Origin of the sequence: Amycolatopsis sp. NPDC098790 (assembly GCF_044759945.1) — a bacterium.
In the GTDB taxonomy this organism is placed as follows: domain Bacteria; phylum Actinomycetota; class Actinomycetes; order Mycobacteriales; family Pseudonocardiaceae; genus Amycolatopsis.
In genome coordinates this window covers 546,890-573,518 of record NZ_JBIWAI010000005.1, presented here as the reverse complement: position 1 = coordinate 573,518, position 26,629 = coordinate 546,890, and the positions used below count along the sequence as shown (strand labels likewise).

Annotated in this window: 19 protein-coding genes; 8 read left to right on the top strand and 11 right to left on the bottom strand. The window is 72.7% G+C overall.

The window, feature by feature from the left end; all coding sequences use genetic code 11:
- Entirely contained in the window at window positions 1-1,398 is a 1,398-nt protein-coding gene (locus ACIQWX_RS36230) for an ATP-binding protein (protein ID WP_400881046.1), read from the top strand.
- On the opposite strand, the gene ACIQWX_RS36225 is transcribed toward ACIQWX_RS36230, so the two are convergent.
- Window positions 1,395-2,321 (bottom strand): TAXI family TRAP transporter solute-binding subunit, encoded by a 927-nt coding sequence (locus tag ACIQWX_RS36225; RefSeq protein ID WP_400881044.1) that lies wholly within the window; start codon window positions 2,319-2,321, stop codon window positions 1,395-1,397. The two genes, ACIQWX_RS36230 and ACIQWX_RS36225, sit on opposite strands and share 4 nt — an antisense overlap.
- Before the next feature lie 83 nt (window positions 2,322-2,404).
- On the opposite strand from ACIQWX_RS36225, the gene ACIQWX_RS36220 reads away from it, so the two are divergent.
- Both ACIQWX_RS36220 and ACIQWX_RS36215 read left to right on the top strand, forming a co-directional pair.
- The gene (locus ACIQWX_RS36220; RefSeq protein WP_400881042.1) at window positions 2,405-3,610 is read left to right on the top strand and encodes an NAD(P)/FAD-dependent oxidoreductase; all 1,206 of its coding nucleotides are present in this window, start codon (window positions 2,405-2,407) and stop codon (window positions 3,608-3,610) included.
- Between the two features lie 298 nt (window positions 3,611-3,908).
- Window positions 3,909-5,270 (top strand): beta-1,3-glucanase family protein, encoded by a 1,362-nt coding sequence (locus ACIQWX_RS36215; protein ID WP_400881040.1) that lies wholly within the window; start codon window positions 3,909-3,911, stop codon window positions 5,268-5,270.
- 49 nt (window positions 5,271-5,319) lie between these two features.
- Here ACIQWX_RS36215 and ACIQWX_RS36210 read toward each other — a convergent pair whose 3' ends face one another.
- On the bottom strand, window positions 5,320-5,553 hold the full coding sequence (locus ACIQWX_RS36210; RefSeq protein WP_400881038.1) for a hypothetical protein: 234 nt from the start codon (window positions 5,551-5,553) through the stop codon (window positions 5,320-5,322).
- Window positions 5,554-5,606: 53 nt separating this feature from the next.
- Window positions 5,607-6,266, bottom strand: coding sequence for a TetR/AcrR family transcriptional regulator (locus ACIQWX_RS36205; protein WP_400881036.1), 660 nt, complete (start codon window positions 6,264-6,266; stop codon window positions 5,607-5,609).
- Window positions 6,267-6,322: 56 nt separating this feature from the next.
- Here ACIQWX_RS36205 and ACIQWX_RS36200 point away from each other — a divergent pair, with 56 nt between their 5' ends.
- Window positions 6,323-7,408, top strand: coding sequence for an FAD-dependent oxidoreductase (locus tag ACIQWX_RS36200; RefSeq protein ID WP_400881034.1), 1,086 nt, complete (start codon window positions 6,323-6,325; stop codon window positions 7,406-7,408).
- Here ACIQWX_RS36200 and ACIQWX_RS36195 read toward each other — a convergent pair.
- From ACIQWX_RS36195 to ACIQWX_RS36180, 4 genes are read right to left on the bottom strand one after another with little or no spacing between them, the layout of a single operon-like run.
- The gene (locus ACIQWX_RS36195; RefSeq protein ID WP_400881032.1) at window positions 7,386-8,555 is read right to left on the bottom strand and encodes an SMI1/KNR4 family protein; all 1,170 of its coding nucleotides are present in this window, start codon (window positions 8,553-8,555) and stop codon (window positions 7,386-7,388) included. The two genes, ACIQWX_RS36200 and ACIQWX_RS36195, sit on opposite strands and share 23 nt — an antisense overlap.
- 4 nt (window positions 8,556-8,559) lie before the next feature.
- Window positions 8,560-9,006: a hypothetical protein gene (locus ACIQWX_RS36190; RefSeq protein ID WP_400881031.1), complete on the bottom strand. Its 447-nt coding sequence runs from the start codon at window positions 9,004-9,006 to the stop codon at window positions 8,560-8,562.
- Between the two features lie 35 nt (window positions 9,007-9,041).
- On the bottom strand, window positions 9,042-9,470 hold the full coding sequence (locus tag ACIQWX_RS36185) for a hypothetical protein (protein WP_400881029.1): 429 nt from the start codon (window positions 9,468-9,470) through the stop codon (window positions 9,042-9,044).
- A 27-nt stretch (window positions 9,471-9,497) separates the two neighbouring features.
- Entirely contained in the window at window positions 9,498-15,827 is a 6,330-nt protein-coding gene (locus ACIQWX_RS36180; protein WP_400881028.1) for a phosphotransferase, read from the bottom strand.
- A gap of 142 nt (window positions 15,828-15,969) precedes the next feature.
- On the opposite strand from ACIQWX_RS36180, the gene miaB reads away from it, so the two are divergent.
- Both miaB and ACIQWX_RS36170 read left to right on the top strand, forming a co-directional pair.
- Window positions 15,970-17,451 (top strand): tRNA (N6-isopentenyl adenosine(37)-C2)-methylthiotransferase MiaB, encoded by a 1,482-nt coding sequence (gene miaB, locus ACIQWX_RS36175; RefSeq protein ID WP_400881026.1) that lies wholly within the window; start codon window positions 15,970-15,972, stop codon window positions 17,449-17,451.
- Window positions 17,448-17,921, top strand: a complete 474-nt coding sequence (locus ACIQWX_RS36170) for a hypothetical protein (protein ID WP_400881024.1) — start codon at window positions 17,448-17,450, stop codon at window positions 17,919-17,921. The genes miaB and ACIQWX_RS36170 overlap by 4 nt, the downstream gene beginning before the upstream one ends.
- On the opposite strand, the gene ACIQWX_RS36165 is transcribed toward ACIQWX_RS36170, so the two are convergent.
- Entirely contained in the window at window positions 17,918-18,343 is a 426-nt protein-coding gene (locus tag ACIQWX_RS36165) for a hypothetical protein (RefSeq protein WP_400881022.1), read from the bottom strand. The genes ACIQWX_RS36170 and ACIQWX_RS36165 overlap by 4 nt on opposite strands.
- Before the next feature lie 1,149 nt (window positions 18,344-19,492).
- Window positions 19,493-20,806, bottom strand: a complete 1,314-nt coding sequence (locus ACIQWX_RS36160) for a DUF349 domain-containing protein (RefSeq protein WP_400881020.1) — start codon at window positions 20,804-20,806, stop codon at window positions 19,493-19,495.
- Between the two features lie 219 nt (window positions 20,807-21,025).
- Between ACIQWX_RS36160 and miaA the strand changes: the two genes are divergently transcribed.
- Window positions 21,026-21,937 carry a tRNA (adenosine(37)-N6)-dimethylallyltransferase MiaA gene (gene miaA / locus ACIQWX_RS36155; RefSeq protein ID WP_400881018.1) on the top strand — a complete coding sequence of 304 codons (912 nt, stop codon included), beginning with the start codon at window positions 21,026-21,028 and terminating at the stop codon, window positions 21,935-21,937.
- 9 nt (window positions 21,938-21,946) lie between these two features.
- The gene (gene dapF, locus ACIQWX_RS36150; protein ID WP_400881016.1) at window positions 21,947-22,774 is read left to right on the top strand and encodes a diaminopimelate epimerase; all 828 of its coding nucleotides are present in this window, start codon (window positions 21,947-21,949) and stop codon (window positions 22,772-22,774) included.
- A gap of 15 nt (window positions 22,775-22,789) precedes the next feature.
- On the opposite strand, the gene valS is transcribed toward dapF, so the two are convergent.
- Both valS and ACIQWX_RS36140 read right to left on the bottom strand, forming a co-directional pair.
- Complete coding sequence (gene valS / locus ACIQWX_RS36145; protein WP_400881014.1) at window positions 22,790-25,303, bottom strand: valine--tRNA ligase; 2,514 nt, start codon at window positions 25,301-25,303, stop codon at window positions 22,790-22,792.
- A 9-nt stretch (window positions 25,304-25,312) separates the two neighbouring features.
- Entirely contained in the window at window positions 25,313-26,566 is a 1,254-nt protein-coding gene (locus ACIQWX_RS36140) for an MFS transporter (RefSeq protein WP_400881012.1), read from the bottom strand.
- Between the last annotated feature and the right edge of the window lie 63 nt (window positions 26,567-26,629).

The window sequence follows — 26,629 nt, the reverse complement described above, 5'->3', positions numbered from 1 at the left end:
GTGCGCGTCCGGCTGCAGGGCATCGTGCTGACGCTGGTCGCGCTGCTGGTGTTCGGCCTCGGCATCCCGCTGGCCATCTCCATCGCCGCGGGCGCCCAGCAGGACCTCTTCCTCGACCGGCTCACGGACACCGCCCGCTTCGCGTCGCTGGCGCAGCGGCCGCTGCTGGACAACAAGCCGTACCTGATCGAGCCCGACGTCCGCCGCTACACCGAGGTCTACGGCGTCCAGGTGGTGGTCGTCGACCAGGACGGCAGGCCGGTCGTCACGGCGCTCGGCCCGGCCGCGGCGCGGATCGACCTCAAGGACGAGCGGATCAGCGACCCGGTCCACGAGGCGCTGGCCGGGCGCCGGTCGCAGCCCGCCGGCGTGCTGATGCCGTGGGACTCGACGCCGCTGGTGCTCGCCGAGCCGGTGCTCGCCGACGGCGAGGTGCGCGGGGCGGTGCTCACCGTGTCCACCACGGACTCCGAGCGCGCCGCCGTGCTGTGGTGGTGGCTGCTGCTCGCCGCGGGCGGCATCCTCGCGTTCGTGGTGGCGCTGGCCGTGGCGATCCCGGTTGTGCGGTGGATCCTGAAGCCGGTCAAGCGGCTCGACGACGCGACCGGCGCGCTGGTCGCGTCCGTGGTCAGCGGGCGGGAGGCCGAGCCGGTGGGGGAGGGCGGCGGGCCGCCGGAGCTGCGTCAGCTCGGCCGCTCCTTCGACCGGATGGCCGAAAGCGTGTCGAGTGCCTTGGCCGCGCAACGCGCGTTCGTCGCCGACGCCTCCCACCAGCTGCGCAACCCGCTGACCGCGCTGAAGATCCGGCTCGGCAACCTCGACGGCCACGTCGTCGACGACCAGTCCGCCGCCGACCTGGAGGCCGCGCGGATCGACGCCGGGCGGCTGCACCAGATCCTCGACGGTCTGCTCTCGATGGCCCGCGCCGAAGCGTCCGGCGGCGAGCTGGACCCGGTGCTGCTGGACGAAGCCGTCGCCGAGCGCGTCGCCGACTGGTCGGTGGTCGGCGAGGCCAGGGACGTGCGGCTGGTCGTCGACGCGGCGGGCGACGGCGTGCGCGTCCGGATGCCGCCGCGCGGCGCCGAGACGATCCTGGACGCGCTGCTGGACAACGCGCTCAAGTTCACCGCGGCCGGCACCGAGATCCGGGTCGCCGTCGAACGCGACGGCGACCGGGTGCGCCTGTCCGTCCGCGACCACGGGCCGGGCCTGCCGCCCGAGGAGCTCGACCGCGCGCTGGACCGCTTCTGGCGCAGCCCGGCTCATCAGAACGTGCCGGGGTCGGGGCTGGGCCTGGCGATCGTGTCCGAACTGACCGCGCATGCGGACGGCGAGCTGGCGCTCGACCTGCCCGACGGCGGCGGCCTGCGGATCACGATGACGTTCCCGGCCGCCTAGGTCTTCTTGTCGCGGTAGTACCGCAGCGCGCCGGGGTGCAGCGGGATCGGCTGGGTCTCGATGCCAGGGTGGACGTCGATCGACAGCGCCGCCGGGTTCGCCAGCGCCAGCTGCTGGCGCGCGTCGAACAGGCCGCGGACCAGCGCTTCGGCGACGTCGTCGCGCATCGACTTCGGGACGATCAGGAAGTTCGGCACCAGGAGCGTGGTCACCGGGCCCGGCTGGTTGTACGTGCTGGCCGGGATGGACGCGGTGCCGTAGACCTGGTTGATCTCCTGCATCTTCGGCATCACGTCGGCGATGTCGAGCAGCCGCAGCGACCCGCTTGCGTTGTACCCGGCCAGCGTGGGCGTCGGCAGGCCGCCGGACCAGAAGAAGGCGTCGATGTCGCCGTCGAGCAGCGCCTTGACGGAGTCGTCGAGCCCGCGGGCGCTGGTGGTGACCGCACCGGTGAGGTCGGTCGCCTGCAGCAGCCTCTTGGCGATGTACTCGACGCCCGAGGACGGCGCACCGGTCGCGATCCGGCGGCCGCGCAGCTGCCCGACGGTCCGGATGTCGGAGTCGCTGCGCACGACGACGTGCAGGTAGTCGTCGTGGATGCGGGCGAGGGTGGTCAGCCGCGGGTCGGCCTTGTACCGGTCGGCGGCGACGTCGGCGGCGACGAACGCGACGTCGGCGGCCCCGGCGAGCACCTTGTCGATGTTGTCGGGCGAGCCCTGGGTCTGCAGCACGGTCGGCCGCTCGATGTCCAGGCCGGCGGCCCAGGCCGTGGCGAGGGTCTGGGCGAGCTTGTCGTAGACGCCGCCGGGGTTGCCCGCGGCGATCCGCAGCTTGAGGCCGTCGAACCCGGAGCTGCACGCCGAGAGCACCAGGACCAGGGCGGCCGCCATCGCGAGCGCCTGCCTCCGCCGCGTCGTGGCCACGGCCCGATCGTGCCAGATCCGGCGGCCCGGCGGTTGGTCACCGGCGATCCGGGCACTACCAGTGAGGACGAAGGGAGAGCGGCATGGACGTCGTCGTCGTGGGTGGCGGGCTGGCGGGGCTGAGCGCGGCGCGGCGGCTGCGGCGGGCCGGGGCCGAGGTCACGGTGCTGGAGGCGGGCGACGACGTCGGCGGCCGGGTGCGCACCGACGTCGACGGGGGCTTCCGGTTCGACCGCGGGTTCCAGGTGCTGCTGCCCGCTTACCCCGCGCTGCGGCAGCTGGCCGACGTCGCCGCGCTGCGGCCGCGGCCGTTCACCCGCGGCACGATCGCGATGACGGGCTCCGGGCGCCGGTGGCTCGCCGGGCCGTGGCACGGCCTGCCCGCGGTGCGCGGGGCCGCGGCGTTCGCGGCGAGCCGGCCCTTCGACGGCGCGCGGATGGCGGCGCTGGCGGCGCGCGACGTGCTGAAGGCCGACCGCACCGACGCCGGGCGCAGCACCGCCGAAGAGCTGCGACGCTGGGGCATCTCGCGGGCGACGGTCGAAGAGGTGCTGAGGCCGTTCCTGGCCGGGGTGTTCCTGGATCCGGAACTGGCGACGTCGAGCCGCATGTTCCACCTGATCTGGCGCAGCTTCCTGCGCGGTGGCGGCGCGTTGCCCGCCGAGGGGATGCAGGCCCTGCCGCGGCAGCTGGCGACCGGGCTGGCGGTCCGCACCGGCGTCGAGGTCGACGCGGTCACCGAGGACGGCGTCCGCACCCGCGACGGCGAAGAGATCCGCGCGCGGGCCGTGGTGGTGGCGACCGACGGGGACACGGCCGCGCGGCTCCTGCCGGAGGTGGAAGCGCCGGGCTGGCACGCCGTCACGACGTTCTACTACCGGGCGGACACCTCCCCGCTGCGCTCGCCGACCCTGCTGGTCGACGGCCTCGACGACCTGCTGCTCAACACGGCGGTGCTCAGTGAGGTCTCCCCGGCGTACGCCCCGGCCGGCTCGGCACTGATCGCCGCGTCGGTGCCCGACCGCGCCGACCCGGGCCTCGAGCCGCGGGTGCGGCAGCGGCTGGCCCGGATCCACGAAACGGACACGCGGGGGTGGGAGCTGCTGCGGACCTACGCGATCCCGAAGGCACTGCCGGTGTTCGGGCCGGGTGCGCCGCTGCGACGTCCGGTGCGCGTCGGCCCGGGCCGGTACGTGTGCGGCGACCACCGGGACACGCCGTCGGTGCAGGGCGCGCTGGTGTCCGGCAGGCGGGCGGCGACGGCGGTGCTGGCCGATCTCGTGGCTTGAGTCCTTTTAGGACACCGGGGACCGCGGCGCGGTGGGGCATGACTGACTCCAGGGGGAAGCCGGCCCCTGTGCGGGTGGCGGCGCCACGCAGAGGTGTCGAGGTGGAACCGGTTCCGAGGATCGCTGCGCGGGACGGAACTGTCAAGGCTTGACAGGCCGGGTGCGGTGGTATGAACCTTTTCACCGATCGTCCCCCGCCGGCCCTCGAGGGCATCCGCCCGGCGCTCAGGGGACGAGCCGGACCGTGCCGTCCCCTGACCGGCGGCGGGTCCGCCACTTCCCCGGCCAGGGAGGAACCATGCCATCGAACGTCCCGCCGCGGCGCCGTCGCCGCGGACCCGGTACCCGTTTGGCGACGCTCGCGGCGGCCCTCGCGGTCGCCGTCCTCGGTCTCGCCGCACCGTCGGCGACCGCGGCGGACGCCTTGATCTCCCAAGGGAAACCCGCCACGGCCTCGTCGGTGGAGAACGCCGGCACCCCCGCGAGCGCGGCGGTGGACGGCAACACCGCCACCCGCTGGTCTTCGCAGTTCAGCGATCCACAGTGGATCCAGATCGACCTCGGCGGGGCGGCGACCGTCAGCCAGGTCGTGCTGCGCTGGGAGGCCGCCTACGCGACCGCGTACCAGATCCAATTGTCCGCCAACGGTTCCGCGTGGTCCACTGTGTACCAGACGACCACCGGCACCGGCGGCACGCAGACGCTGAACGTGACCGGCTCCGGCCGGTACGTGCGCCTGTCGACGACCGCGCGGGCCACCCCGTACGGCGTCTCGCTGTGGGAGTTCCAGGTGTTCGGCACCGGCGGCGGGACGACACAACCCGGTGCGGGCACCCCGCCGGACTCGTTCTGGGGCGACACCGCGAGCATCCCGGCCGCGCGCAACGTGCTCACCGTGAAGGTGCTCAACCGCACCAACGGCAAGTACCCGGACAGCCAGGTGTACTGGAACTTCGGCGGCCAGACGCACTCGATCGCCGAGCAGCCCTACATCGACATGCCGGCCAACTCCGCCGGCCGGATGTACTTCTACCTGGGCACCCCGAACGGCCAGTACGCCGACTTCATCGAGTTCACCGTCGGGCCGGACGTGTTCAACGGCAACACCACCCGGGTCGACGCGTTCGCGCTGAAGCTGGCCATGCGGCTGCACGCGCACGACGGCTACGACGTCCAGGTCGGTGACGACTACGGCCTGTTCCAGGAAGACCGCTCGGCCACCTTCGCCCGGTTCCAGGCCGAAGTGCCGACGGAGTTCAAAGGCCTGGCGACGGTGAACGCGCCGTACCGCATCCCGGCGCCGGGCAGCGCGCCGGACTTCCGCGCCGGCGGCAAGTACGCGAACTACTTCACCGCCTACGCGCAGTCGGTCGGCGTCAACGAGCCGACGTCGAACATCACCGGCTGCGCGGGTTCACTGGCCGGCAACCCGGACATGTGCGCGGCGCTGAACCGCCACACGGCGCACCTGCCGCAGTCGCAGTGGCAGGACCCGGCGCGCTACTACCAGGCGGCCCCGGCGAACTACTACGCGAAGTTCTGGCACGACCACGGGATCAACCACCTCGCGTACGGCTTCCCGTACGACGACGTGGCGGCCCAGTCGTCGTTCGTGTCCCACGGGGACCCGCAGTGGCTGGTGGTCGCCGTCGGCTGGTGACGCGGATCCGGTGCGGCGGCTCCCGGGCCGCCGCACCGGGCCCGGTCCGTCAGTCCGACCAGCCGACGAGCCCGGCCCACCGGAAGTTCGAGTACCCGCACCCGACCCAGGTGACGAGGTAGCCCTCGGCCTGCTTCTGCTGGGCGAGCGCGGTGCCGGCGGCCTCGCACTGCGCCTGCGTGGAGCCGGTGACGGTCTGCTGGTAGTACTTGGTCGCCGCTTGCGCGGGAGCGGCGAGGACAGCGCTGAGGACGACCACGGCGGTGGCCAGCTTCTTCACCATGCGGGCAGTGAAGCACGCGATGGGGAAGATCGAGGTGGGCAATTTTCCCGGCGTCACCGGTGCAGGGCGGCGATCCCGGCCAGGAAGATGTCGACGCCGGCGAGGAACTGTTCGCGGTCGTCGTGCTCGCGCAGCCGGGTGGAAACCCGGTGCACGAACGGGTACTGCTTCGGGTCCAGCTCCGCCCACTGCGCGGCGACGTCGGCCAGGAAGGCCGTCCGGTCCGCTTCGCCGAAGGCCAGCACCCGGGCGTTCGCGGCGTTCTGCCCGGCGACGCCGAGGACGTAGTTCACCAGCGCGCCCGCCGCGTCGAACAGCGCTGCCTCGGGAACGCCGAACGCGTCGAGCAGCCGGCCGGTGCTCTCGTAGATCTCCAGGAGCGCGGGGCGCCACGGTTCCCGGGAAAGCTGGGCGCCGACCCACGGGTGGGCGTCGATCGCGTCGAACAGGCCCAGTGCCACGGTCCGCAGCACTTCCCGCGGCTCCCCGTCGGTGACCACGCCGGTCAGGACGCCCGCGATGACTTCGTCGGTGGCCGCCGCGAGCAGGTCGCTCTTGTTCGCCACGTGGTGGTAGATCGCGCCGTAGCCGGTGCTCAGCCGCGTCGTCAGCGCGCGGAAGGTCAGCGCGGCCTCGCCGCCTTCGTCGAGGAGCCCGGCCGCCGCCTTGACGATCACCTCCCGGGACAGCCCGTCCGTGCGTCGTTTCGCCATGGGCTCATCCTGCCACGTTTGGATCGGCGATCCAAAGTCGTGGTAGCGTCGTTGGAGTGACGATCCAATCAGCCACGATCATCGGAGCGGGACTCGGCGGCCTGGTGCTGGCCCGCGTCCTGCACGTCCACGGCATCCCGGCGACGGTCTACGAAGCGGACGCCGCACCGGACGCCCGCCGTCAGGGCGGGATGCTCGACATCCACCCGTGGAACGGCCAGCAGGCCCTCGATGCGGCCGGTCTCACGGACGGGTTCCGCGACCTGGTCCTGGCCGGCCGCGAGTCCTACCGCGTCCTCGACCGGACGGGGACGGTCCTGCTCGACCGGCCCGACGACGGCACCGGCGAGCGTCCCGAAGTCCAGCGCGGCGAGCTGCGGCAGCTGCTGCTCGAATCGCTGCCGGCCGGGACCGTCCACTGGGGACGGAAGGTCACCGGCGTCCAGGCCCTCGGCGACGGCTGCCACGAGGTGAGCTTCGCGGACGGCACCACCGTCGTCTCGAGTCTGCTCGTCGGTGCGGACGGCGCGTGGTCGCGCGTGCGTCCGCTGGTGTCGGACGCGATTCCCGCCTACGTCGGCGTTTCGGTCGTCGAGACGTTCCTGTTCGACGCCGACACCCGCCACCCCGCCGCCGCGAAGGCGGTCGGCGCGGGCTCGATGTTCGCGCTGGCGCCGGGCAAGGGAATCCTGGCGCACCGGGAAAGCGGCGGGACGCTGCACGCGTACGCACAATTGCGGAAACCGGAGGACTGGGCAGGCGACATCGCCGGGGAGTTCGACGGCTGGGCCCCGGAGCTGACGGCGTTGCTCACCGGCAGCGACGTGCCACCGGTCCTGCGCCGGCTCTTCACGCTGCCGGCCGGGCACCGCTGGGACCGGGTACCGGGGGTGACCCTGATCGGCGACGCGGCGCACCTGGTGCCGCCGAACGGCGAAGGCGCCAACTCGGCCATGCTGGACGGGGCGTCACTCGCACAGGCGATCGCCGCGCACCCAGCGGATCCGGAGAAGGCACTGGCGGAGTACGAAGGCTTGGTGTTCTCCCGCGCGGTGGAGGAAGAGGACATCTACGACGTCATGCTCGGGGCGGACGCACCGCACAGCATGGTGGCGGTGTTCACGGGTGCCGAGGTGTCGTGAGGAGTTCGCGGCCCCGCTCGGGGGTGATCACGGCGGCCAGAACGGGGTCGGCGAGCAGGGCGACCGGGGCGACGTGGTCCGGCGTGCGCGGCCGCCAGTGCGGCAGCGCGGTCCGGACAGCGGCCCACAGCGCTTCGGGGTTGTCCGGGTGCTCGGCCCGGGCGTCGCGCACCGGCTGGTCGAACTCCGCGTTGCCGTAGGTGAAGCCTGCCCCGGGCCTCGAGAACCGGGGCTCGTTTTCGGCGACCATGGCCCGGATTTCGAGCCGCTCGCCGATCAGCGCGCCTTGCAGCACGGACCTCCCGCCCGGTTGCGCGCCGCGGAGGTGGTCGTCGAAGAGGTACGGCAGCAGTTCCTCCGTGAAGAGCGGGTCGGTGAGGAACCCGTTCGACAGGAAGGACGGGTGCAGCAGCCGGCCGAGCAGCATGCCGGCTTCGTACCGGCGGCCCGACAGCAGCAGGAGCTGCGTGCGCACCACGGTGGCCCGCTCACGCCCGAAGTCTTCGGCTCGCTTCAGCACCTCGCCGGCGATGTCCAGGTCACCGGCGAGCGCGGCGATCCGTGCTCGTTCGACCTCCGCGTCCCAGGCGTCGCGCGTCTCGCCGGCCGGCTTGCGCATCCGGTGGAACTCGGCGTAGAGGCGCTCCATCAACGCGGTGAAGGACGGGAACCGGGCCGGCGGTTCGGCGCGCCAGGAGAACAGGCTGTAGGCGGCCCATTCGCCGGACTCGCCGACGTCGCCGGGGTCGAGGAACAGGATGCCCGCGTCGGTTTCCCCGGACAGGAGCAAGCCCCGGCTGAAGCGGTTGCCGTCGTCCGGGGCGGTGTTCTCCCACTCGTATTCGGCGAGGTCTTCCCACTCTTCCCAGAACGGTTCGAGGTCGCGCAGCCAGCCGAGGGTCGTGGTGTCGCGCATCCGGTAGACGAACCCACCGGCGTGGCGCCACCCGTTGGTGCAGCGCAGGAACTCCCGGTACGACGGCGGCAGCCGAACACCCAGCCGTGCCTCGGCCGCGGCGACCTCGTCCTCGGTCGCGGCCGCGAAGCCGAGCCACCGGTCCCGCGCCACGGCGGGGTCGAGGTCATCGGGGTTTTCGGTACTGATCCACTCCGCGCTCCACTTGCGCAGCCACGGTTCCCAGTCCACCCGGTCACCTTGCCACAGAAGGAGGAGCGGACGTCAGCACGCGGTAGGGCTTCGGGAAGAACGCCCAGTGGTCGTCGCACCAGGCGAGGCCGTCGTAGGACAGACCCGCGGACTGGCCGGGGGAGAGGTAACGCCAGGCGGCCCACACCCGCGTCGGCACCAAGCGGTCCGCCACCGAGCGGTAGCCGCCGGGGAAGGGGCGTGACATCGCGTTGTCGTCGGTGAGCGCGCCCGCGGGCGCGAGGTGGACCCGCAACCGAGGACTGCCTGCCGGCCACCGGAACCCGATCCCGGCTTCCCACATCCGGTCGTACCGTTCGCGGGCGATCTTCGCCGTCTCGCCGGCGAACACCTTCGCGTAGTCGGCTTCCCGCGGCCGCAGCGCGGTGGCTGTCCGGTCCGCCGCGATCGTCCGCAGGATCGGTTCCAGCTGTACCTGCAGTGCGACCATGGAGATCTCCACCCGCACCCGCGGGCTGGGGGCCGTCACCGTTCTTCGTCGGCGCCGGCTCCGCCGAGCCAGTCGTCGAGTCCGCGGCTCGCCTTGCGTTCGGCCTCGTAGTCCTCGGGAGTAGGCCGGTACCACCGCAACCCGGTGCGGATGGTGAGCAGGTCGACCACGTAGGCGCTGATGTCCACCCGGTCGTACTCGACGTCGTCGCTGCCGTCCGGCGCGTACAGAAAACCGTCCTCGGCGACCTCGCCGACGAGTTTCACCACGTTCTTCCCGCCGGCACCGGAAACGCCGATCGCGGAAATCTTGACACCGAAGACGTAGGCGACCTGCGCGGGCCGCCGCTGGAATTCGCCTCGGGCGAAGGTGCAGTCCAGCGCTTGCCCGACGCGCGCGGCGACCTGCTCCGGCGCCTCGTCGGTGTCCGCGCGGGCGCTGAAACGGATCTTCTGTCGTTTCATCCGGACTCTCTCGGCATCGGGGTGACCTTACCAGGGCTGTTCCGCGCGGAGCGCGATCGTGGATTTCTCGATTCCGTTGACGTGCGGGAACTTCTCCTTCAACGCGGCGCCGATCCGCTTGCCGAGCCGGACGAGATCTTCCGGCTCCCCGCCGTCGGGCATGATCTTCGTGCCCTCGGTGTCCAGCAGGTCCGGGTGCTCGGCCGCGACCGCGGCGAACGTTTCCCGGTCGACCACCACGTAGAGGTCGACGTCGAAGTCGTACGGGTCGAACCGGGTTTTCCCTTTGTGCGGACCGCGCAAGCCGGACTTCATGCTGCCGATGTACCCGATCTCCTGGCCTTGGTAGGTGAAGCCGGCGACGACGTCGTCGATCTTGGCCTGGGTCTCCCGGAACGACGCCTCCCAGGCCGCCGTGCCCTTCAGGTCCGCGGTCCGCGCCACGGTGTCCTTGGCCAGCGCGGGATCCCCGGTCGTCGCCGCGAATTCCGCGAGGCGGTCCATGAGCTCACGGGCGTCCGCCGCCAGGCTCTGGACCACCTCCCCGGCCTGGCGGGTCTTCTCCGGCGAGAGCGTGAACTCGTCCCTCTGGTGCGGGAAGAGGTCGTCCCACAGCGCCTTGAACTTCTCGGCCTGCTCCGACTGGAGATCGCGGATCTTGCCGCCGTACTGCGCCTCGAAGCGGGCGCGGACGTCGGCGTCGGCGGTGGTCAGCAAGTAGCTGCGGACGTTGTCGATCGCGGTCCACGCACGGCGGTAGTCGGGCGTCCCCGGCAGCTGGCCGGCGAAGCGCTCGGCGAGCCGGTTCGCCGCGGTGGAGTCGAGGCCCAAGGCCTCCTGCAAGGCGGCGGAAGCAGCACCGACGTCGGGCGCGCGGCGAGGGTCGGGCCGTTCCTCCAAGCGGGTCATGGCCCGCGCCAGCCGGTGGGCCGCCGCGCGGGCGTCGAACATCGCCTGCACCGCGGGCGGCACCACCGGGCCGCCGCCGCGGGCGTACGCGTCGGCGAAGTCCTGGCGGAGCCGGGCGATCTCCGCCGGAGCCAGGCCGAACTCGTAGCCGAAGTGGCCGATGCGCTGGGTGAACAGCGAGACGTCCCGGGCCGGCGAGCCGATGGGGTCGCCGGCGGCGTTCATCGAGTGGTGCAGGGTCGGGGCGTCGATCATCGACACCCCGGCGTCGGCGTCCCAGAGGAAGTTGCCCAGGTGGGCGTCGCCGTGGACGAGGGCGGCCGGGCCGGGGTCGGCCGCGGCCCGCGCCAGCGTCGTCTCCAGCGCGGCCTGGATCCGGTCGAGGTCGATGCCGAGCTCTTCGAGGAGCGGGCGACGGGCCGCCAGTTCGGCGAGGTGCTCGCGGATCGCGGCGGCCTGCGGGGCGAGGTAGGCCGGGGACGCCTGCCGGTCGCCGCCGCGGTGCAGTTCGGCCATGCCCTCGGCGACGCCGGTGACCGCCCGGCGCAGGTCGTCCATCGCGCGGTCGCGGTCCCACGCCAGCGGCACCCGGCGGAGCAGGGCGTCCACCGAGGTGCCGGGGGCGGCCGCGGAGAACAGCGCGCCGCGGCGGGTGCCCTCCGGGCCGGGCACCGAGGCGACGGCGAGGACGTCCGGCACGCCGAACCCGGTCAGCCCGGCTTCGCCGAGCCGGTCCGCGGCCGACAGCTCGCGGGCGAACTCGGCGCCGTCCGGCACGATCTTGACGTAGCCCGCCGGCTCGCCGTCCACCGTCACCCGGTAGACCGGGCGCGTGGTCCGGGCCCGGCCGTCGTGCCCGCCGACCGGCTCCAGCACGACGTCGCCGTCGACGACCGTCGCGACCAGCGCGCGGATCGACGCCGCCGAATCGTCCGGCAGGCTCGGCAGCTTCCGGAGCAGGTTCGCCACCGCACCGGGGGCGACTTCGCCGGTGTCGGTCCGCGCCGACCTCGACGCCCGGCGGGCCACCTCGACCGACTCCGCCGGCGTGCGGAACCGGGCCGGCTTCTCCAGCGGTCCGGCCGCGCTCTCCTGGACCGCCGACTCCAGGCCGGCCTTGCCCATCTCCTGCAGGATGTCGCCGGCGTCGCCGGGGAGCTTGCCCGTCGCCGCGCCGATGCCCAGCTCCACGCCCTTGCCCGTCGCGCCGCCGAGGAACGACGACGTCCCGCGCAACGCCGTGCGGGCCGCCACCGAGCCGCTGAGCGCGTCGCCGAGGGTCGTGCCGCGGCCGGCCGGCAGGGACTCGAAGGCCTGTGACGTCACCGTGCTCGCCATGCCCGCGAGCGCGCCGGTCAGCGTCGCCTCCAGCAGCGCCGCGAAGCCGGGGCCGAAACCCTTGCGCCACGTGGCTTCGTCCAGCAGCGCGCCGCCGAAGCCGCCCAGGCCGCCGGTGGCCCCGCCGATGACCAGCAGGTCGCCCAGCGTGCTGCCGGTGAGGCCGCCCATGGTGGGCGCCAGTCCCTCGGCCGAACGCAGCGTCGTCATCCCCGCCGCCAGGCTCTGGGTGCCACCCCGGGCCACGATCGACAGGTGCTGGCCGACGCCGGCCGTGAGCGCCTGCACCGCCGTCATGCCGAGGTCGACAGCCGCCTGCTCCCAGCCGTACCGGCCGCCGCTGACCGCGCTGTGCACGGCCATCGAGCCGAGGCCGGTCAGCCCGGCGATGGCGGCGATGAGCAGCGGGCTGGCCGCCCCGCCGGTGGCCACCGTGGCGACGGCCGCGGCGACCGCGCCGAGCACCATGACCGCCGTGGTCAGCACCGAGGCGTAGCGGTCGATCGCGGCGGCGTAGTTCTGGGCCGCCAGCTTGCTCACCCGCACGGCGGAGGCGAACTCCCGCGGGTCCGCGCCGGTGTACTTGCCGGTTTCGTCGAACAGGGCGTTGCCCGCGGCGACCGGGCGGCCCGCCGCGTCCGTCCACACGGGATTGCCGTGGTCGTCGACCCGGACGGTCGCGCCGCCCAGCGAAGCGGTGAGCCGGGACTGCGCCGACGCCAGGTCGCGGTCCGTCATGCCGCCGCCGGCCAGCCACGAACCGAGCCAGCCCGTCTCGTCCCGCTGTTGCTGCATGGTGAACGCGGCGACCTCGGCGCGTTCGCGGTCGTTGCGGGGCACGCCGAGCAGCGCCCGTTCCATCCGCAGCCGCTCGTCGCCGGAGAGCTCGGTGAACCAGCCCTGCCCGCCGAAGGTGCCGAGGTCGTCGTCGAGCGCGGTGCCGGTGAGGCCCCGGTACTCGACGCGCATGGCGGCGATCTCGTCGCGGTCCATCCGCTCGACGAAGCGGAACATCAGCTCTTCGTCGGTGCCGGCGCCCTCCGAGGCGTACTTGAGGGCGAGCGCGGCGGTCTTCGGCGTCGGGTAGTCCTCGTGGGCCAGCCGGACGGCCAGCTCGCCGGCGTCCTTGTCGTCGCCGTACGCGGCTTTCAGCTGTCCTTCCAGGAAGGTCTTCGCGGACGCGGGCGTCCCGGCCTGGGCGGCGCCACCGTAGTCGGCGGCGTACTTCTGCAGGACCTGGTTCCGTTCGTCCAGCGCGGTCTTCCGCTCCTGCTCCGGCACTTTCGCGCCCGGCTTGAGCCGCGGGTCGACGAGCGCGGCGTCCAGCTTGAGCAGGTTCGGGCCGCCGGGCCGCTGCGTCTCGACGCCGAGCCGGGCCGCGCGCGCCGCCACGGAGTTCTCACCGCCGCGGATGAGCGCGACGGCGAGGTCCCGGTTCGCGCCGGTGATCTCCCGCGTCTCGACCGTCGAGCCGCCCTCGGCGTCGGTGACGGTCACCTCGATCGGCGCGAGCGTGTACTTCTCGACCGCGGCGGCGGCCTGCTGCGGCGCCACCTTGCCCGTGCCGGCGATGATGCCCGCGAGCTCCTGCTGCACCGCCACCCGGCGCTCGTCCGCGGTGGCCTGGGCGCGGCCGCGTTCGGCCGGCGCCTTGCCGTACTCGATGAGCGTGTCGTGGAGCGCGTCGAGGTCGCCGGTGCGGCGCGCGTCGTCGATCCGGTCCTTCATCCGGAACGCGTCCGCGAGGTTCTGGTTGCCGGCCGCGAGCGCGTCGAACACCTTCAGGTCGGTGCCGCCGAGGCTGTCGCGGACGTCGGCGAGCGCTTCCGCGCCTTCCTTGCTGCCCTTGAGCTTCGCCAGCTCTTCGGGCTTGAGGTTGCGCATCAGCTCCTCGATGCGCGCCTCGTCGTCGTTGTACCAGTGGGTCGACGCCCGCAGCTCGGCCGCGGCGCCCGCCGCCTGGTCACCGCGCAGGTAGGCCCGCGCGGATTCGAGCTCGTCGCCGCTCAGCTCACCGGCCAGCCCCGCGTCGAGCGAGCCGTGCGCGGACTCGTACAGCCAGGTCAGCGCGCGGGCCTGCGTCGGGGTGAGGCCACGCAGGGATCTCGACACCTTCGCTTCGTCGGTGCCCCAGCCGTCGAACGCGTCCACCAGGTCGAACCGGCGCTGCTCCAGGTTCGAGGCCACGCCGTCGGCGGCCGCGTCGATGTCGCCGGCCAGCCGCTTGCCGGGGTCGAGGTACGGCGTGAAGATCTCGCCGATGTACTTGTCCCGCCCGGTTTCCGTCGTCGTCTTCCACTCGGTGAACGGCGCGGTCATCGCCGCCTTCGTCTTGCGGACCGCCGCGCCGAACACCTGCTTCAGCGGCATGGCCCACGCGTCCGCGACCTGCCGGACGCCGCGTGCCGTCGCCGCGAAGGACGCGTCGTGCCCGCGCACGAAGCCGCCCATCCCCTGTGCGGCGGCCCGTCCCGTCCCGCGCAGCGCGGCCGCCGCCTCCGCGCGAGCCTGCCCGGAGGCCGTCGTCGCGGTCCGCTCGACCTCGTTCACCGCGGCGCCGGTCGACGCGTCGGCCCGGGTCACCAACCGCTGCTGCGCGCCGCCGAGCTGGTCCACCTTCGGCCCGGTGTCGCCGACGGCCTTTTCCGTCGTCCGGCGCAGGCTTTCCGCGCCGTTCTCCGCCGCCGGCTTCAGCCCGTCGCGCACCGACGTCGTCACCTGGCCGAACGCGGACAGCCCGGTCGTCGCGGCCGTGCCGAGCCCCGTCACCTCCGCGCCGGCCTGCGCGTGCGAGCCGTGCAGCAGCGCGTTGGCGTCCTCGACCAGGCGGGTCCGGGCCGCCCGGTGCCGCAGCTCGATCGACTCCCGGGCCTCGCGGGCCATCCGGCGCAGTGCCTCGTGACCGCTCGCGGTCTGCTCGCCGAGCGCGCCGTAGGCCGTGCGGGTGGCCTTCCGCACCGCGGCCTGGCCTTTGGTGTCGATCTCGGCCTTGCGGGCGTTCAGCGCGGTGGCCAGGTCGCTCGCCTTGAACTGGTCGCGCACCTTCTCGATCTGGCCGCGGTAGGCGCCCGACTGCGTCGTCGACGCCTCGGTCAGGGCCGCCACCGCGGCCTTGACCAGGCCCGGGACGGCCGCGCGCCGCGCCTCGTTCTCCGCCTCGACCACCGGCGTCGCCCCGCCCGGGAAGAGCTTGGCCGCGGACGCGCCGTAGGCCTGGAGCGCCGCGATCGCCTGCCCGGACGCGGTGGTGATCGCCACCGCGCTCTGCTCCAGCAGGTCGGTGTAGCCCACCGCGAGGTCGTTGACGATCGTGGTGATCTGCTCGCCCGCGGTGTCGGCGTTGGCCCGCACCCGGCGCAGCGCGTTCGCGGAGGCGGAGGCGACCTGCCGGCGGCCTCGCGCGACGGCGAGGTCGAGCCCGACGGTGCCCTCGTCGCAGGCGACGTCGATGGTGCCGAGCGCGTCCAGGCGCAGGTCGTCCAGCTCGTGCTCGGCCGCCGCGACCCGGGACCGGGCCCGGCCGTCCACCCGGTCGTGCCGGTCCACCGCGGCCCGGCCGAGCCGTTCCAGCAGCGACCGCTGGGCTTCGTGGGCGCGCCGGGCCCGGTCGAGGAGCCGCGCGAACGTGCGCGAAGCCGACGTCAGCGCGTCCCGGTCGCCGGTGCCGGGCGCCCGCACCGGCGGCAGCACGGCCGGAGCGTCGAACCGGCGCGCGAAGGACGGCAGGGAAAGCCGCAGCGGCCCGGCCAAGCGCACGCCGTCGGCAGGGCGGCCGGCCGACGGGGCCGCGGTGGTCTTCGCGCCGGGGCCGGTGCGGTCGTCGGCGGTCTTCGCGTCCGTTTTCGCGGGTTCCGGCTTGGCGGGCGGCTGCGGCACCCGGGCCCGGGCCGTGGCCGCGACGGCCTGGTTGCCGACGAGGTTCTGCCCGGCGAGCAGCTGCCCGGGAGACCCGGGCCGCGTGCCGGTCATCGAGGCGGCCACGGCCGCGTTTCCGGCCACCGGAGGCCGGGGTGCCACGGCCGGGCCCGGCGCCGCCCGGACCGGCCCCGGCGCGGCGGCCACGACCGGAGCCACCGGCCGCGGCGCGCGGACCTTGAGGGGCGCGGGCATGACGCAGGATGGCACCCGGCACGTCGCGGCAGCGCTTTCGCGACGTCACGACCACGTCACCGCCGCGGCCGGAGCCCCGCATTCCGGACCTCGGGGCAGGCGGCGGCTTTGCCTGGTCAGGCCGGGGTTACCCTGAAGGACGATGACCGAGACACAGGCACCCAGGGCGTACCAGATCCGCACCTTCGGCTGCCAGATGAACGTGCACGACTCCGAGCGCCTCGCCGGGCAGCTCGAGGACGCCGGGTACGTCCCCGTCGACCACGGGGCCAAGCCCGACCTCATCGTGTTCAACACCTGCGCCGTGCGGGAGAACGCCGACAACAAGCTCTACGGCACCCTGGGCCACCTGCGCCCGGACAAGGTCGCCAACCCCGATCTGCAGATCGCCGTCGGCGGGTGTCTGGCGCAGAAGGACCGCGGGGAGATCGTCAAGCGCGCTCCCTGGGTCGACGTCGTCTTCGGGACGCACAACATCGGTTCGCTGCCGACGCTGCTCGAACGCGCGCGGCACAACGCCGAGGCCGAGGTCGAGATCCTCGAGTCGCTCGAGACCTTCCCCTCGACGCTGCCCGCCAAGCGCGAGTCGTCCTACGCGAGCTGGGTGTCCGTTTCCGTCGGGTGCAACAACACCTGCACCTTCTGCATCGTGCCCGCGCTGCGCGGCAAGGAGCGCGACCGGCGGCCCGGCGAGATCCTCAGCGAGGTCGAGGCGCTCGTCGCCGAGGGCGTGCTCGAAGTCACGCTGCTCGGCCAGAACGTGAACTCCTACGGCGTCGAGTTCGGCGACCGGCTCGCGTTCGGGAAGCTGCTGCGCGCGACCGGCGCCATCGACGGCCTGGAGCGCGTCCGCTTCACCTCGCCGCACCCGGCCGCGTTCACCTCCGACGTCATCGAGGCGATGGCCGAGACGCCGAACGTCTGCCACCAGCTGCACATGCCGCTGCAGTCCGGGTCCGACCGGGTGCTGCGCGAGATGAAGCGGTCCTACCGGTCGGCGCGGTTCCTGAAGATCCTCGACGAGGTGCGTGCGGCAATGCCGGACGCGGCCATCACCACCGACATCATCGTCGGCTTCCCGGGGGAGACCGAGGAGGACTTCCAGGCCACGCTGGACGTCGTCGAGCAGGCCCGCTTCTCCAGCGCCTTCACCTTCCAGTACTCGAAGCGCCCCGGCACGCCCGCCGCGACGATGGCGGACCAGCTGCCCAAGGAGGTCGTCCAGGAGCGCTACGAACGCCTGGTCGCGCTGCAGAACGCCATCTCCTGGGACGAGAACAAGAAGATCGTCGGCCGCCGCGTCGAGCTGCTCGTCGCCGAGGGCGAGGGCCGAAAGGACGCCGAGACGAACCGGATGAGCGGCCGCGCCCGCGACGGCCGCCTGGTGCACTTCACCCCGTCCGGTGCCGACGTCCGCCCTGGCGACGTCGTCGAGACGGTGGTGACCTACGGCGCGCCGCACCACCTGGTGGCCGACGGCGAGCTGCTGTCCCACCGGCGGACGCGGGCCGGCGACAACGCGGAGGCCGGGCTGAAGCCGAAGACGAGCGGCGTCACGCTGGGACTGCCGGGCTTCGGTGCCCCGGCCGCCCGGCCGGAGCCGGTGAGCGGGTGTGCGCTGTGACGGAGTCCAAGGGCAACGGCGAGCTGGCCGAGCTGGCCGCCGAGATCGACGAGGTGGGCGACCGCGCGTCGCGCACGGTCGAGCTGGGCCGGCGCGGGTTCACCATCGCGGTGTTCACGTTCGTGCTGCTGATCTGCCTGATCCTCCCGTGGGTCGGCGACAAGGCGGGCTGGCAGGTGCTGGCCGGCGAGGGCGGCGGCATCCCGCAGCTGTTCGCGGCGACGTCGACGGCCGTCGGCATCCTGGCGTCGGCGCTGGCACTGGTGACGCGCCGCTGGTGGCTGTCCTGGGTGTGCGCCGCCGGCGGCTGGTTCGCTTCGGTGGACGGGCTGCTGGCGATCTGGTCGCAGCAGTCGTCGCACGCGAGCGGAGCCGCGGGCGGCGGACCCGGGTACGGCCTGATCATCGCCTGGATCGCGATGATCTGCCTCGCGACGCAGTGGATGCGGACCGCGTTCTCGCGTTCTTAGACCACCACGACGCCGAAGACGCCGGAGACCGCGCTGACGTAGAGGTCGGTTTCCGGGTGGAAGACGCGCAGGCTCACGCTGGCGCGCACGCTGAAGCTGAGGCTGAGCACGAAGTTCCCGTTCGGCCGGCAGGTGCCGGTGCTGAGGTTGACCCAGACGCCGGCCTGCAGCTGCTGCACGATGACGGGTTCCCCGCCAGTGAGGCTTTCCTGTCCGCCGAGGTCGGCGAAGGAGCCCTTGATCTTGGTTTCTTCGCCGACCTTGACGCGGGACTTGTCGGCCTTGGCTTCGATCTTGGCTTTGTGCTTCTTCGGTCCTTGCACGGCAGTGGGCCCGGTGACGGCAACCGCGGCGGCCGGAACAGCGAGCGCGACGGTGCAGGCGATGACCAGTGCGGACACGAGGTTCGATGTCTTGCTCATGATCGAAGTGGAGCACCGGCGGGGCGGGAAAGCGCCCGGAAACCCCCGGCAGGGGAGGGCGGGGGACCGGTTCGGGTGACGCGTTAACCGTCCGCTTGCTGACGAGGGCCCCCTCGCCGGAGCGAAGGGCCCTCGGCCGATCTCAGCGGTCCGCGACCGCCGCCTCGGCGGCCTGCAGCTACTCCCGCTCCCTGCCGTCGGCCAACCTGGCGAGGTGCGGACGGGCCGGACGGCATGAACGACTCTTTCAGCGCGTCGGACGGCATGAAAGAGTCGTTCATGACATTCGGCCGAGGCGTCGCCGTGCTACCCGGGTGGCTTTTCGGCTGGTAGTCGCTCGGTTCTCGGTTGTCCACAGCGTCACCGTGATGTGGACAAGCGGGCCGCCGAGAGGGCCGTTCACCCGGTTCCGTCGGTCGGCGCCGATAGACTGGATCGGGGTCAGCCCCCAGGGATGGGTGGGGTTTGCTCGGTGGGGTGGGCAGGGGATTTTCGGCGCAGCCGGGGCGCTGGGCGGTGTTCCCGAAGTGCTGGTGCCGGCAGGGAAGTCATGAACGAACGACTCGTTCACTTTTGCCCGGTGTCAGGGCCTCGGCAAAGTGGCGGATGTCGGCCACTCCGCTGTTAGCGACCGGGTCCGGGAAGTCTTGAATGAGTCATTCAAGACGTCCGAGGTCCTGAATGACTCATTCAAGACGTTGGCGGATCGGTCGCCGCGTGTGCCGGCGCGACTTCACCGTGACCCGGGCCTCCCTGGGTGCGTGCCGTTGTCCGGCGTATCGGTGACCGCCGACGAAATCGCCGGAAATTCGGCCGAGCGGCCGGCTTGCCCACAGGACCACCATGATGTGGACAAGCCGGTCCGAAGCTCGGCAGATGGAGGGCTCAACCCGGCCGGCGAACCCTCAGCGGTCCGCCAGCCGCCGCCTGAGCGGTCGGTGAACCTTCAGTGGTCCACCGGCCGTTGCCTGAGCGGTCTGCGACCGCCGGTGAACCTTCAGTGGTCCACCGGCCGTCGCCTCAGCGGTCTGCGACCGCCGGCAAACTTCAGCGGTCCGCCAGCCGTTGCCTGAGCGGTCCGCGACCGCCGGTGAACCTCGCGGTCCGCCAGCCGGAGGACGTCAGCAGTCCGCGACCGCCGCCGAACCCTCAGCGGTCCGCGACCGCCGCCTCGGCGGCCTGCAGCCACTCCCGCCACTGGGCAGCCTGCTCATCCGCCTTCTTGGCCCGCCGCTCATCCCCGGCCGCCCGCGCCTTCGCAGCCTGAGACTCGAACTGCTCCACCCGCTCCCGGAACTGAGCCGCCCGCGCCTGAGCCTCCGGATCAGTCCGCCGCCACCGGGTGTCCTCGGCGGACTTCACCGCGTCCTGAACCGCCTTCAACCGCCCATCGAGCTCACGGATCCGCTCACGCGGGACCTTGCCGATCTCGTCCCACTGCTCCTGGATCCGCCGCAGCGCGCTCTTCGCCGCCTCCAGGTTCGCCGCCGCGTCGATCTTCTCCGCCTCGATCAGCAGCTCCTCCTTGCGGGCCGCGTTCGCGCCGAACTCCGCGTCGCGCTCGGAGAACACCGCCGAGCGGCGGGCGAAGAACTTGTCCTGCGCCGCGCGGAAGCGCTGCCACAGCGCCTCGTCGCTGTCCTTGGGCGCGCGCCCGGCGGCTTTCCACTCCGTCATCAGGTCCTTGTAACGACCGGCCGTCTCGCCCCAGTCCTCGGACTCGCTGATGGCCTCGGCCTCGGCGATGAGCTCTTCCTTGCGCGTCTTGGCCGACGCGCGCTGCTTGTCCAGCTCGGCGAAGTGCGACCCGCGGCGGCGGTTGAACGCCTCGCGGGCCTTGGAGAACCGCTTCCACAGCTCGTCGTCGGTCTTGCGGTCGACGCCCTTGACCGTCTTCCACTCGTCGAGGATCGCGCGCAGCCGGTCGCCCGCCGCCTTCCACTGGGTGGAGTCGGCGGCGATCTTCTCGGCCTCTTCGGCCAGCTCCTGCTTGCGGGCGACGGCGGCCGCGCGGGCCTCCTCGCGCTCCGCCTTCGCGCTGGCCAGCGCCTTCTCCGCGTGCCCGATCACGTACTCCAGCCGCGCCGCGAGCGCCGCCAGGTCGCCGACCAGGGCGGACTCGGCCAGCCCGTCGCGGATCTGCGTGGCGCTCGACAGCGCGTGCTTCGGGTCGCCCGCGCCGGACACCAGCCGGGTCTCCAGCAGCTCGACCTCGGTGCGCACGTCGTCGAAGCGGCGGGCGTAGTGCACGAGACCCGCGTCGGGGCTGCCTGCCTGCCAGACGCCGACGGCGCGTTCACCCTCGGCGGTGATGACGTAGACGGTGCCCTCGTCGTCGATCCGGCCCCAGGTCGACGGGGTGGGTTCGGCGGGCGGCACGGGCGGGGCGGCGTGCCCGGCGTGCAGCGCGTGCGGCACCGGGTGCGGGGCCGGGGTACCGGTGGAAGTGTTCTCCTGGGCCATCGCAGGCTCCTTATCGCCTGTACGCCCGCTCGCGCGGGCGCCCCGCCGCGGAAGCGGGGCCGGGTAATGCGGTCGTCACGGGCCGTGCTCGGATGCTACGGCCCCTAGGCGGCATTCAAGCAGCTCAGCGCGCACCGTGGTACTGGATGAGCCACTCGAAGCTCGTGATCCTACTTCCGGTGGACGCTCCGTGTCGGCCCGCCGGTATCGTCAGCCGCCGTGAACAGCCTCGTCGCCCCGGTCGCCGTGGTCGGGCCGACGGCCACCGGAAAGACCGCGCTCGCCGTCGAGCTGGCGCTGGAGCTGGGCGGCGAAGTCGTCAACGCCGACGCCCTGCAGCTCTACCAGGGCATGGACATCGGCACCGCGAAGGCCACCGAGGCCGAGCGCCGCGGCGTCCCGCACCACCTGCTCGACGTCCTGGACGTCACCGAGACGGCGTCCGTCGCGGCCTACCAGCGGCACGCCCGCGCCGAGATCGAGCGGCTGCTGGCCGCCGGCAGGGTCCCGGTGCTGGCCGGCGGGTCCGGCCTCTACGTCCAGGCGGTGCTGGACGACCTGCGGTTCCCCGGCACCGACCCGGCCGTCCGGGCCCGGCTCGACGCGGAAGCCGAGCGGCTCGGCACCCCCGCGTTGTACACCCGGCTGGGTGAACGCGACCCGGCCGCCGCGGCGGCGATCCTGCCGACCAACACGCGCCGGATCGTGCGCGCGCTGGAGGTCATCGAGATCACCGGCGAGCCGTTCTCGGCGAACCTGCCCAAGCCGGGGCCGGCCCGCTACGGCACGGTCGTGCTCGGCGTCGACTGGGCGCCCGAGGAACTCGACGAGCGCGTGAACGAGCGTGTCCGGCGGATGTTCGAGGCCGGCTTGGTCGACGAGGTGCGCGAGCTCGAGAAGCGCGGCCTGCGCGACGGGAAGACGGCGTCGCGCGCGCTCGGCTACCAGCAGGTGCTCGCCGAGCTGGACGGCGAAAGCGACTTCGAGGCGGCCGCCGCGGCGACGGCGCAGGCGACGCGGCGCTTCGTCCGGAAGCAACGGTCCTGGTTCCGGCGCGACCAGCGGATCCACTGGTTCGACGGCGCCGATCCGGGGCTGGCCGCGCGCGTCCTGGATACCCTGGGCCGGTAATCTGGTCCCATGGGCGGAATCGAGTTCCTCAAGGGGCACGGCACGCAGAACGACTTCGTGCTGCTCCCCGACCCGGCGGGCCGCCTCGAGCTGACCGAAGCCCGGGTCGCCGCGCTGTGCGACCGTCAGCGCGGCCTCGGCGCCGACGGCGTGCTGCGTGTCGTCCGCGCCGCGGCGATCGACGAACCGTCCGCGGGCGAGTGGTTCATGGACTACCGCAACGCCGACGGGTCGATCGCCGAGATGTGCGGCAACGGCACCCGCGTGTTCGCCCGCTACCTCGTCGACTCCGGCATGGAGCGCGAAGGCGAGTTCGTCATCGGCACCCGTGCGGGTGACCGTCCACTGGTGGTGCACCCCGACCGGTCGGTGACGGTCCAGATGGGCCCGGCGACGATCACCGGCACGTCGGTGACGGTGGTGGCCGGCCGCCCGTTCTCGGGGGTCGCGGTGGACGTCGGCAACCCGCACCTGGTGTCGCTGATCGACGAGGACGTGGCGGACCTGGACCTGCGCGACCAGCCCGACTTCGACCACGACGTCTTCCCGCACGGGGTCAACCTCGAGTTCGTCAACCGCCTCGGCGAGGGCGCGCTGCGGATGCGCGTCCACGAACGCGGGGTGGGGGAGACGCGGGCGTGCGGAACGGGCACGGTCGCCGCGGTCGCGGCGGCGTTCCACCTGGCGGGCACGGACACCGGCGAGTCCACAGTGGACATCCCGGGCGGCCGGGTGACGGTGACGGTGACCCGCGGCGCGTCGACGCTGTCGGGCCCCGCGGAGATCGTGGCGCGCGGCGAGATCGACGAAGCCTGGTGGGCCGCCGCCGGTTCCTGACGGCGGCCCCTCGGCCTAGACCTTCGCTTCGATCGCGAAGCCGCCTTCGCGCGTTTCGACGTCGGTGATCGCGCCCGCGACGCGGATGTCCGCCTGGATGGCAGCGAACCGAGCCAGCAGTTCGGCCGGCCCGGTCACCGTCAGCGTTTCGACGGCCGTCCGCATCGACACCTTCGCGTCCGTCTTCGCCCGGCGCACCGCCGCGATCACCTCACCCGCCAGCGCGAGCAGCTCCGGATCGCCCTCGACAGCGTCCGGCAACGGCCATGAAGCCCGGTGCACGGACCCGGGAAGCCACCACGACCAGACCTCCTCGGTCGCGAACGGCAGGAACGGCGCGAACAGCCGCAGCACCGCCGACAACGCCGTGACCAGCGCCGCCTGTGCCGACGCGGCCGCCGCCTCGCCGAGGTCTCCGTACGCGCGGCCCTTCACCAGCTCGACGTAGTCGTCGCAGAACGTCCAGAAGAACGTCTCCGTCACCTGCAACGCCCGCGCGTAGTCCGACGCCTCCAAGGCCGCGGTCGCCGAAGAAACGACAGCCGAAAGCGACGCCAGCAGCGCCCGGTCCAGCGGCTCGGTGACCACCGCGTCCGGCGACGGCACGCCGAGGCCGAGCACGAACCGGCTCGCGTTGAGCAGCTTCGTCGCCAGGCGGCGGCCGACCTTCATCTGGCCTTCGTCCACCGCCGTGTCGACGCCCGGGCGCGCGCTCCCCGCCCAGTACCGGACCGCGTCCGAGCCGAAGCGCTCCAGCAGGTCCACCGGGATGACCACGTTGCCGACGGACTTCGACATCTTCTTGCGGTCCGGGTCGAGCACCCAGCCCGCGATCGACGCCTCCCGCCACGGCAGCGCGCCGTGCTCGAGCTCCGCGCGCACCGCCGTCGAGAACAGCCAGGTGCGGATGATCTCGTGCGCCTGCGGCCGCAGGTCCATCGGGAACACGCGCGTGAACAGGTCGTCGTCGAGGCTCCACCGGCCGACGATCTGGGGCGTCAGCGACGACGTCGCCCACGTGTCCATCACGTCGGCTTCCGCGACGAACCCGCCCGGCACCCCGCGCTGCTCGGAGGTGAACCCCGGCGGGACGTCGCTGCTCGGGTCGACCGGCAGGTCCTCCGGCAGCAGGCGGGCGTCGTAGTCCGGCTCGCCGTTCGCGTCCACCCGGTACCACAACGGGATCGGCACGCCGAAGAAGCGCTGCCGGCTGATCAGCCAGTCGCCGGCGAGGTTCTCCACCCACGACGAGTACCGGACCTTCATGTGCTTCGGCACCCAGTTCAACTCTTCGCCCCGCGCCAGCATGCGAGCGCGGAACGCGGCGTCGTTCCCGCCGTTGCGCAGGTACCACTGCCGGCTGGCGACGATCTCCAGCGGCCTGTCGCCCTTTTCGTAGAACTTCACCGAGTGCGTGATCGGCCGCGGCTCGCCGTGCAGCGCGCCGGCTTCGCGCAGCAGGCGCACCATGATTTCGCGTCCCGTGTGGACGGTCTTGCCCACCAGCGGCGCGTAGGCCCCGGCCGGCACGTCGTGGGGCGCGTCGGGCAGGAACCGGCCGTCGCGGCCCAGCACCACCCGCGTCGCCAGGCGCAGCTCGCGCCACCACGTGACGTCGGTGGTGTCGCCGAACGTGCACACCATGGCGATGCCGCGGCCCTTCTCCGGGTCCGCGAGGTGGTGCGCCACGACGGGCACCTCGACGCCGAACACCGGCGTCCGCACGGTTTTCCCGAACAGCGGCTTGAACCGCTCGTCGTCGGGGTGCGCGACCAGCGCGACGCACGCGGGCAGCAGCTCCGGCCGGGTCGTCGCGATCACGACGTCGGCGCTGTCGGGACCGGTGAACGCCAGGTCGTGGAAGGCACCCGGGCGTTCGCGGTCCTCCAGCTCGGCCTGGGCGACGGCGGTCCGGAACGACACGTCCCAGAGCGTCGGCGCTTCGGCTTGGTAGGCCTCGCCGCGTTCGAGGTTGCGCAGGAACGCGCGTTGCGAAATGAGCCGCGAGTCGTGTCCGATCGTCTGGTACGTCATCGTCCAGTCGACCGACAGCCCGAGCCGCCGCCACAGCTCCTCGAAGACCTTTTCGTCGGTCTCGGTGAGGGTTTCGCACAGCTCGACGAAGTTGCGCCGCGAGATCGAGACCACGTCCTTGCCCGGCTTCTCCGGGGCGCGGAAGTCCGGGTCGTAGGGCAGCGACGGCTCGCAGCGGACGCCGAAGTGGTTCTGCACGCGGCGTTCGGTCGGCAGGCCGTTGTCGTCCCACCCCATCGGGTAGAACACCTCGAACCCGCGCATCCGCTTGAAGCGCGCCAGCACGTCGGTCTGGGTGAAGGAGAACACGTGCCCGATGTGCAGCGAACCGCTGACCGTCGGCGGCGGGGTGTCGATCGAGTAGACCTCGTCCCGGGTCTTGGTGCGGTCGAACCGGTAGGCGCCCGTGGATTCCCATACGGGTACCCACTTGGCCTCCAGACCGTCGACACCGACCTTGTCCGGGACTCGTGGGCGCTCGCAAGGGTTGCTCATGGAACAACTCTAGGCGGCCGGAGAACCGCTTTTCGCCGTGGTCGGCAGATCGCGCATGCGCCGCAACGGCGAGCAGACGACCCACAGGACGGCGGCGGCCTCGCCGGCGACGGCGACCCACATCGCGCCGCGCAGCCCGAGTCCTTCGCCGAGCGCGCCACCGAGCAGGCCGCCGAGCGGGATGGTGCCCCAGACGACGAACCGCACGCTCGCGTTCATCCGGCCGAGCAGCCGGTCCGGGCAGATCGCCTGCCGGTACGAGACCTGCGCGATGTTGTAGATGATGATCCCGAACCCGCTGGCGACGAGCCCGAACGCGGCGAGCCCGAGCCGCCAGTCCGGCGCGGCGAGCGGGACCAGCAGGTAGGCGGGCGCGGTGACCAGCGGGACCAGCCAGATCGCGCGGGACTGGCCGACCCGGCGGGTGACCGCGCCCGAGCAGACCGCGCCGAGGATGCCGCCGGCGCCGCCGACCGCCATGAGCGCCCCGACCGCGGCCGGGGGCAGCCCGACGGTCCGCGTCAGGAACAGCACGTTCACCGCGTTGAACGCGCCGTTGAAGAAGTTGGCCGTCGCCGTCGTGCCCACGATCGCCCGCAACGGCTTGTCGGAGAAGACGAACCGCAGGCCCTCGGCGATCTGCGGGAGCAGCCGGGCGTGGCCGTCGCGCCGCGGCGCGGGCTCCTCCGCGCGGATCCGCAGCAGGCACAGCGCCGAGGTGAGGAAGCCCAGACCGGTGACCAGCACGGTGTTCGCCGCGGTCACCAGCTGGACCAGCACGCCGGCCGCGCTCGGCCCGGCGATCTGTGCGGTCGACTGGACGGCCTGCAGCTTGGCGTTGCCCTCGAGGAGGTGCTCCCGGCCGACGAGCGAAGGCAGGTACGACTGGTAGGCGATGTCGAAGAACAGCGTCGCGATGCCGACGAGCAGCACGACGACCAGCAGCTGGGCGAGCGTCAGCACCCCCGCCCACCAGGCGACCGGCACGCTCAGCAGCAGCGCCGCCCGCGTGAAGTCGGCGGTGAGCATGACCCGGCGGCGGCGCATCCGGTCGACCCACACGCCCGCGGGCAGCCCGATGAGCAGGAAGGCGAGCGTCTCGGCCGCGGTGAGCAGCCCCATCTCGAACGGTGACGCGGCGAGCGTGACCGCCGCGAGCAGCGGGACGGCGGTGTTCCCGACGAACACGCCGAACTGGCTGGCCGTGTCGCCGGCGAAGAGCCGCCTGAAGTCGGCGTGACGGAAGAGTGACCCCCGGTGCATGGTCCCCGAGTCTGGCCCGAGTGATTGGAAAGTGTCAATCACTGTTCGCTCTAAGCTGTCGCG

Bases quoted from the DNA above. Each gene is read 5' to 3' on its own strand.
- ACIQWX_RS36220 (WP_400881042.1), top strand. From the start codon at position 2,405: ATGGACGTCGTCGTCGTGGGTGGCGGGCTGGCGGGGCTGAGCGCGGCG.
- ACIQWX_RS36215 (WP_400881040.1), top strand. From the start codon at position 3,909: ATGCCATCGAACGTCCCGCCGCGGCGCCGTCGCCGCGGACCCGGTACC.
- ACIQWX_RS36210 (WP_400881038.1), bottom strand. From the start codon at position 5,553: ATGGTGAAGAAGCTGGCCACCGCCGTGGTCGTCCTCAGCGCTGTCCTC.
- ACIQWX_RS36205 (WP_400881036.1), bottom strand. From the start codon at position 6,266: ATGGCGAAACGACGCACGGACGGGCTGTCCCGGGAGGTGATCGTCAAG.
- ACIQWX_RS36190 (WP_400881031.1), bottom strand. From the start codon at position 9,006: ATGGTCGCACTGCAGGTACAGCTGGAACCGATCCTGCGGACGATCGCG.
- ACIQWX_RS36185 (WP_400881029.1), bottom strand. From the start codon at position 9,470: ATGAAACGACAGAAGATCCGTTTCAGCGCCCGCGCGGACACCGACGAG.
- ACIQWX_RS36180 (WP_400881028.1), bottom strand. From the start codon at position 15,827: ATGCCCGCGCCCCTCAAGGTCCGCGCGCCGCGGCCGGTGGCTCCGGTC.
- miaB (WP_400881026.1), top strand. From the start codon at position 15,970: ATGACCGAGACACAGGCACCCAGGGCGTACCAGATCCGCACCTTCGGC.
- ACIQWX_RS36165 (WP_400881022.1), bottom strand. From the start codon at position 18,343: ATGAGCAAGACATCGAACCTCGTGTCCGCACTGGTCATCGCCTGCACC.
- ACIQWX_RS36160 (WP_400881020.1), bottom strand. From the start codon at position 20,806: ATGGCCCAGGAGAACACTTCCACCGGTACCCCGGCCCCGCACCCGGTG.
- dapF (WP_400881016.1), top strand. From the start codon at position 21,947: ATGGGCGGAATCGAGTTCCTCAAGGGGCACGGCACGCAGAACGACTTC.
- valS (WP_400881014.1), bottom strand. From the start codon at position 25,303: ATGAGCAACCCTTGCGAGCGCCCACGAGTCCCGGACAAGGTCGGTGTC.
- ACIQWX_RS36140 (WP_400881012.1), bottom strand. From the start codon at position 26,566: ATGCACCGGGGGTCACTCTTCCGTCACGCCGACTTCAGGCGGCTCTTC.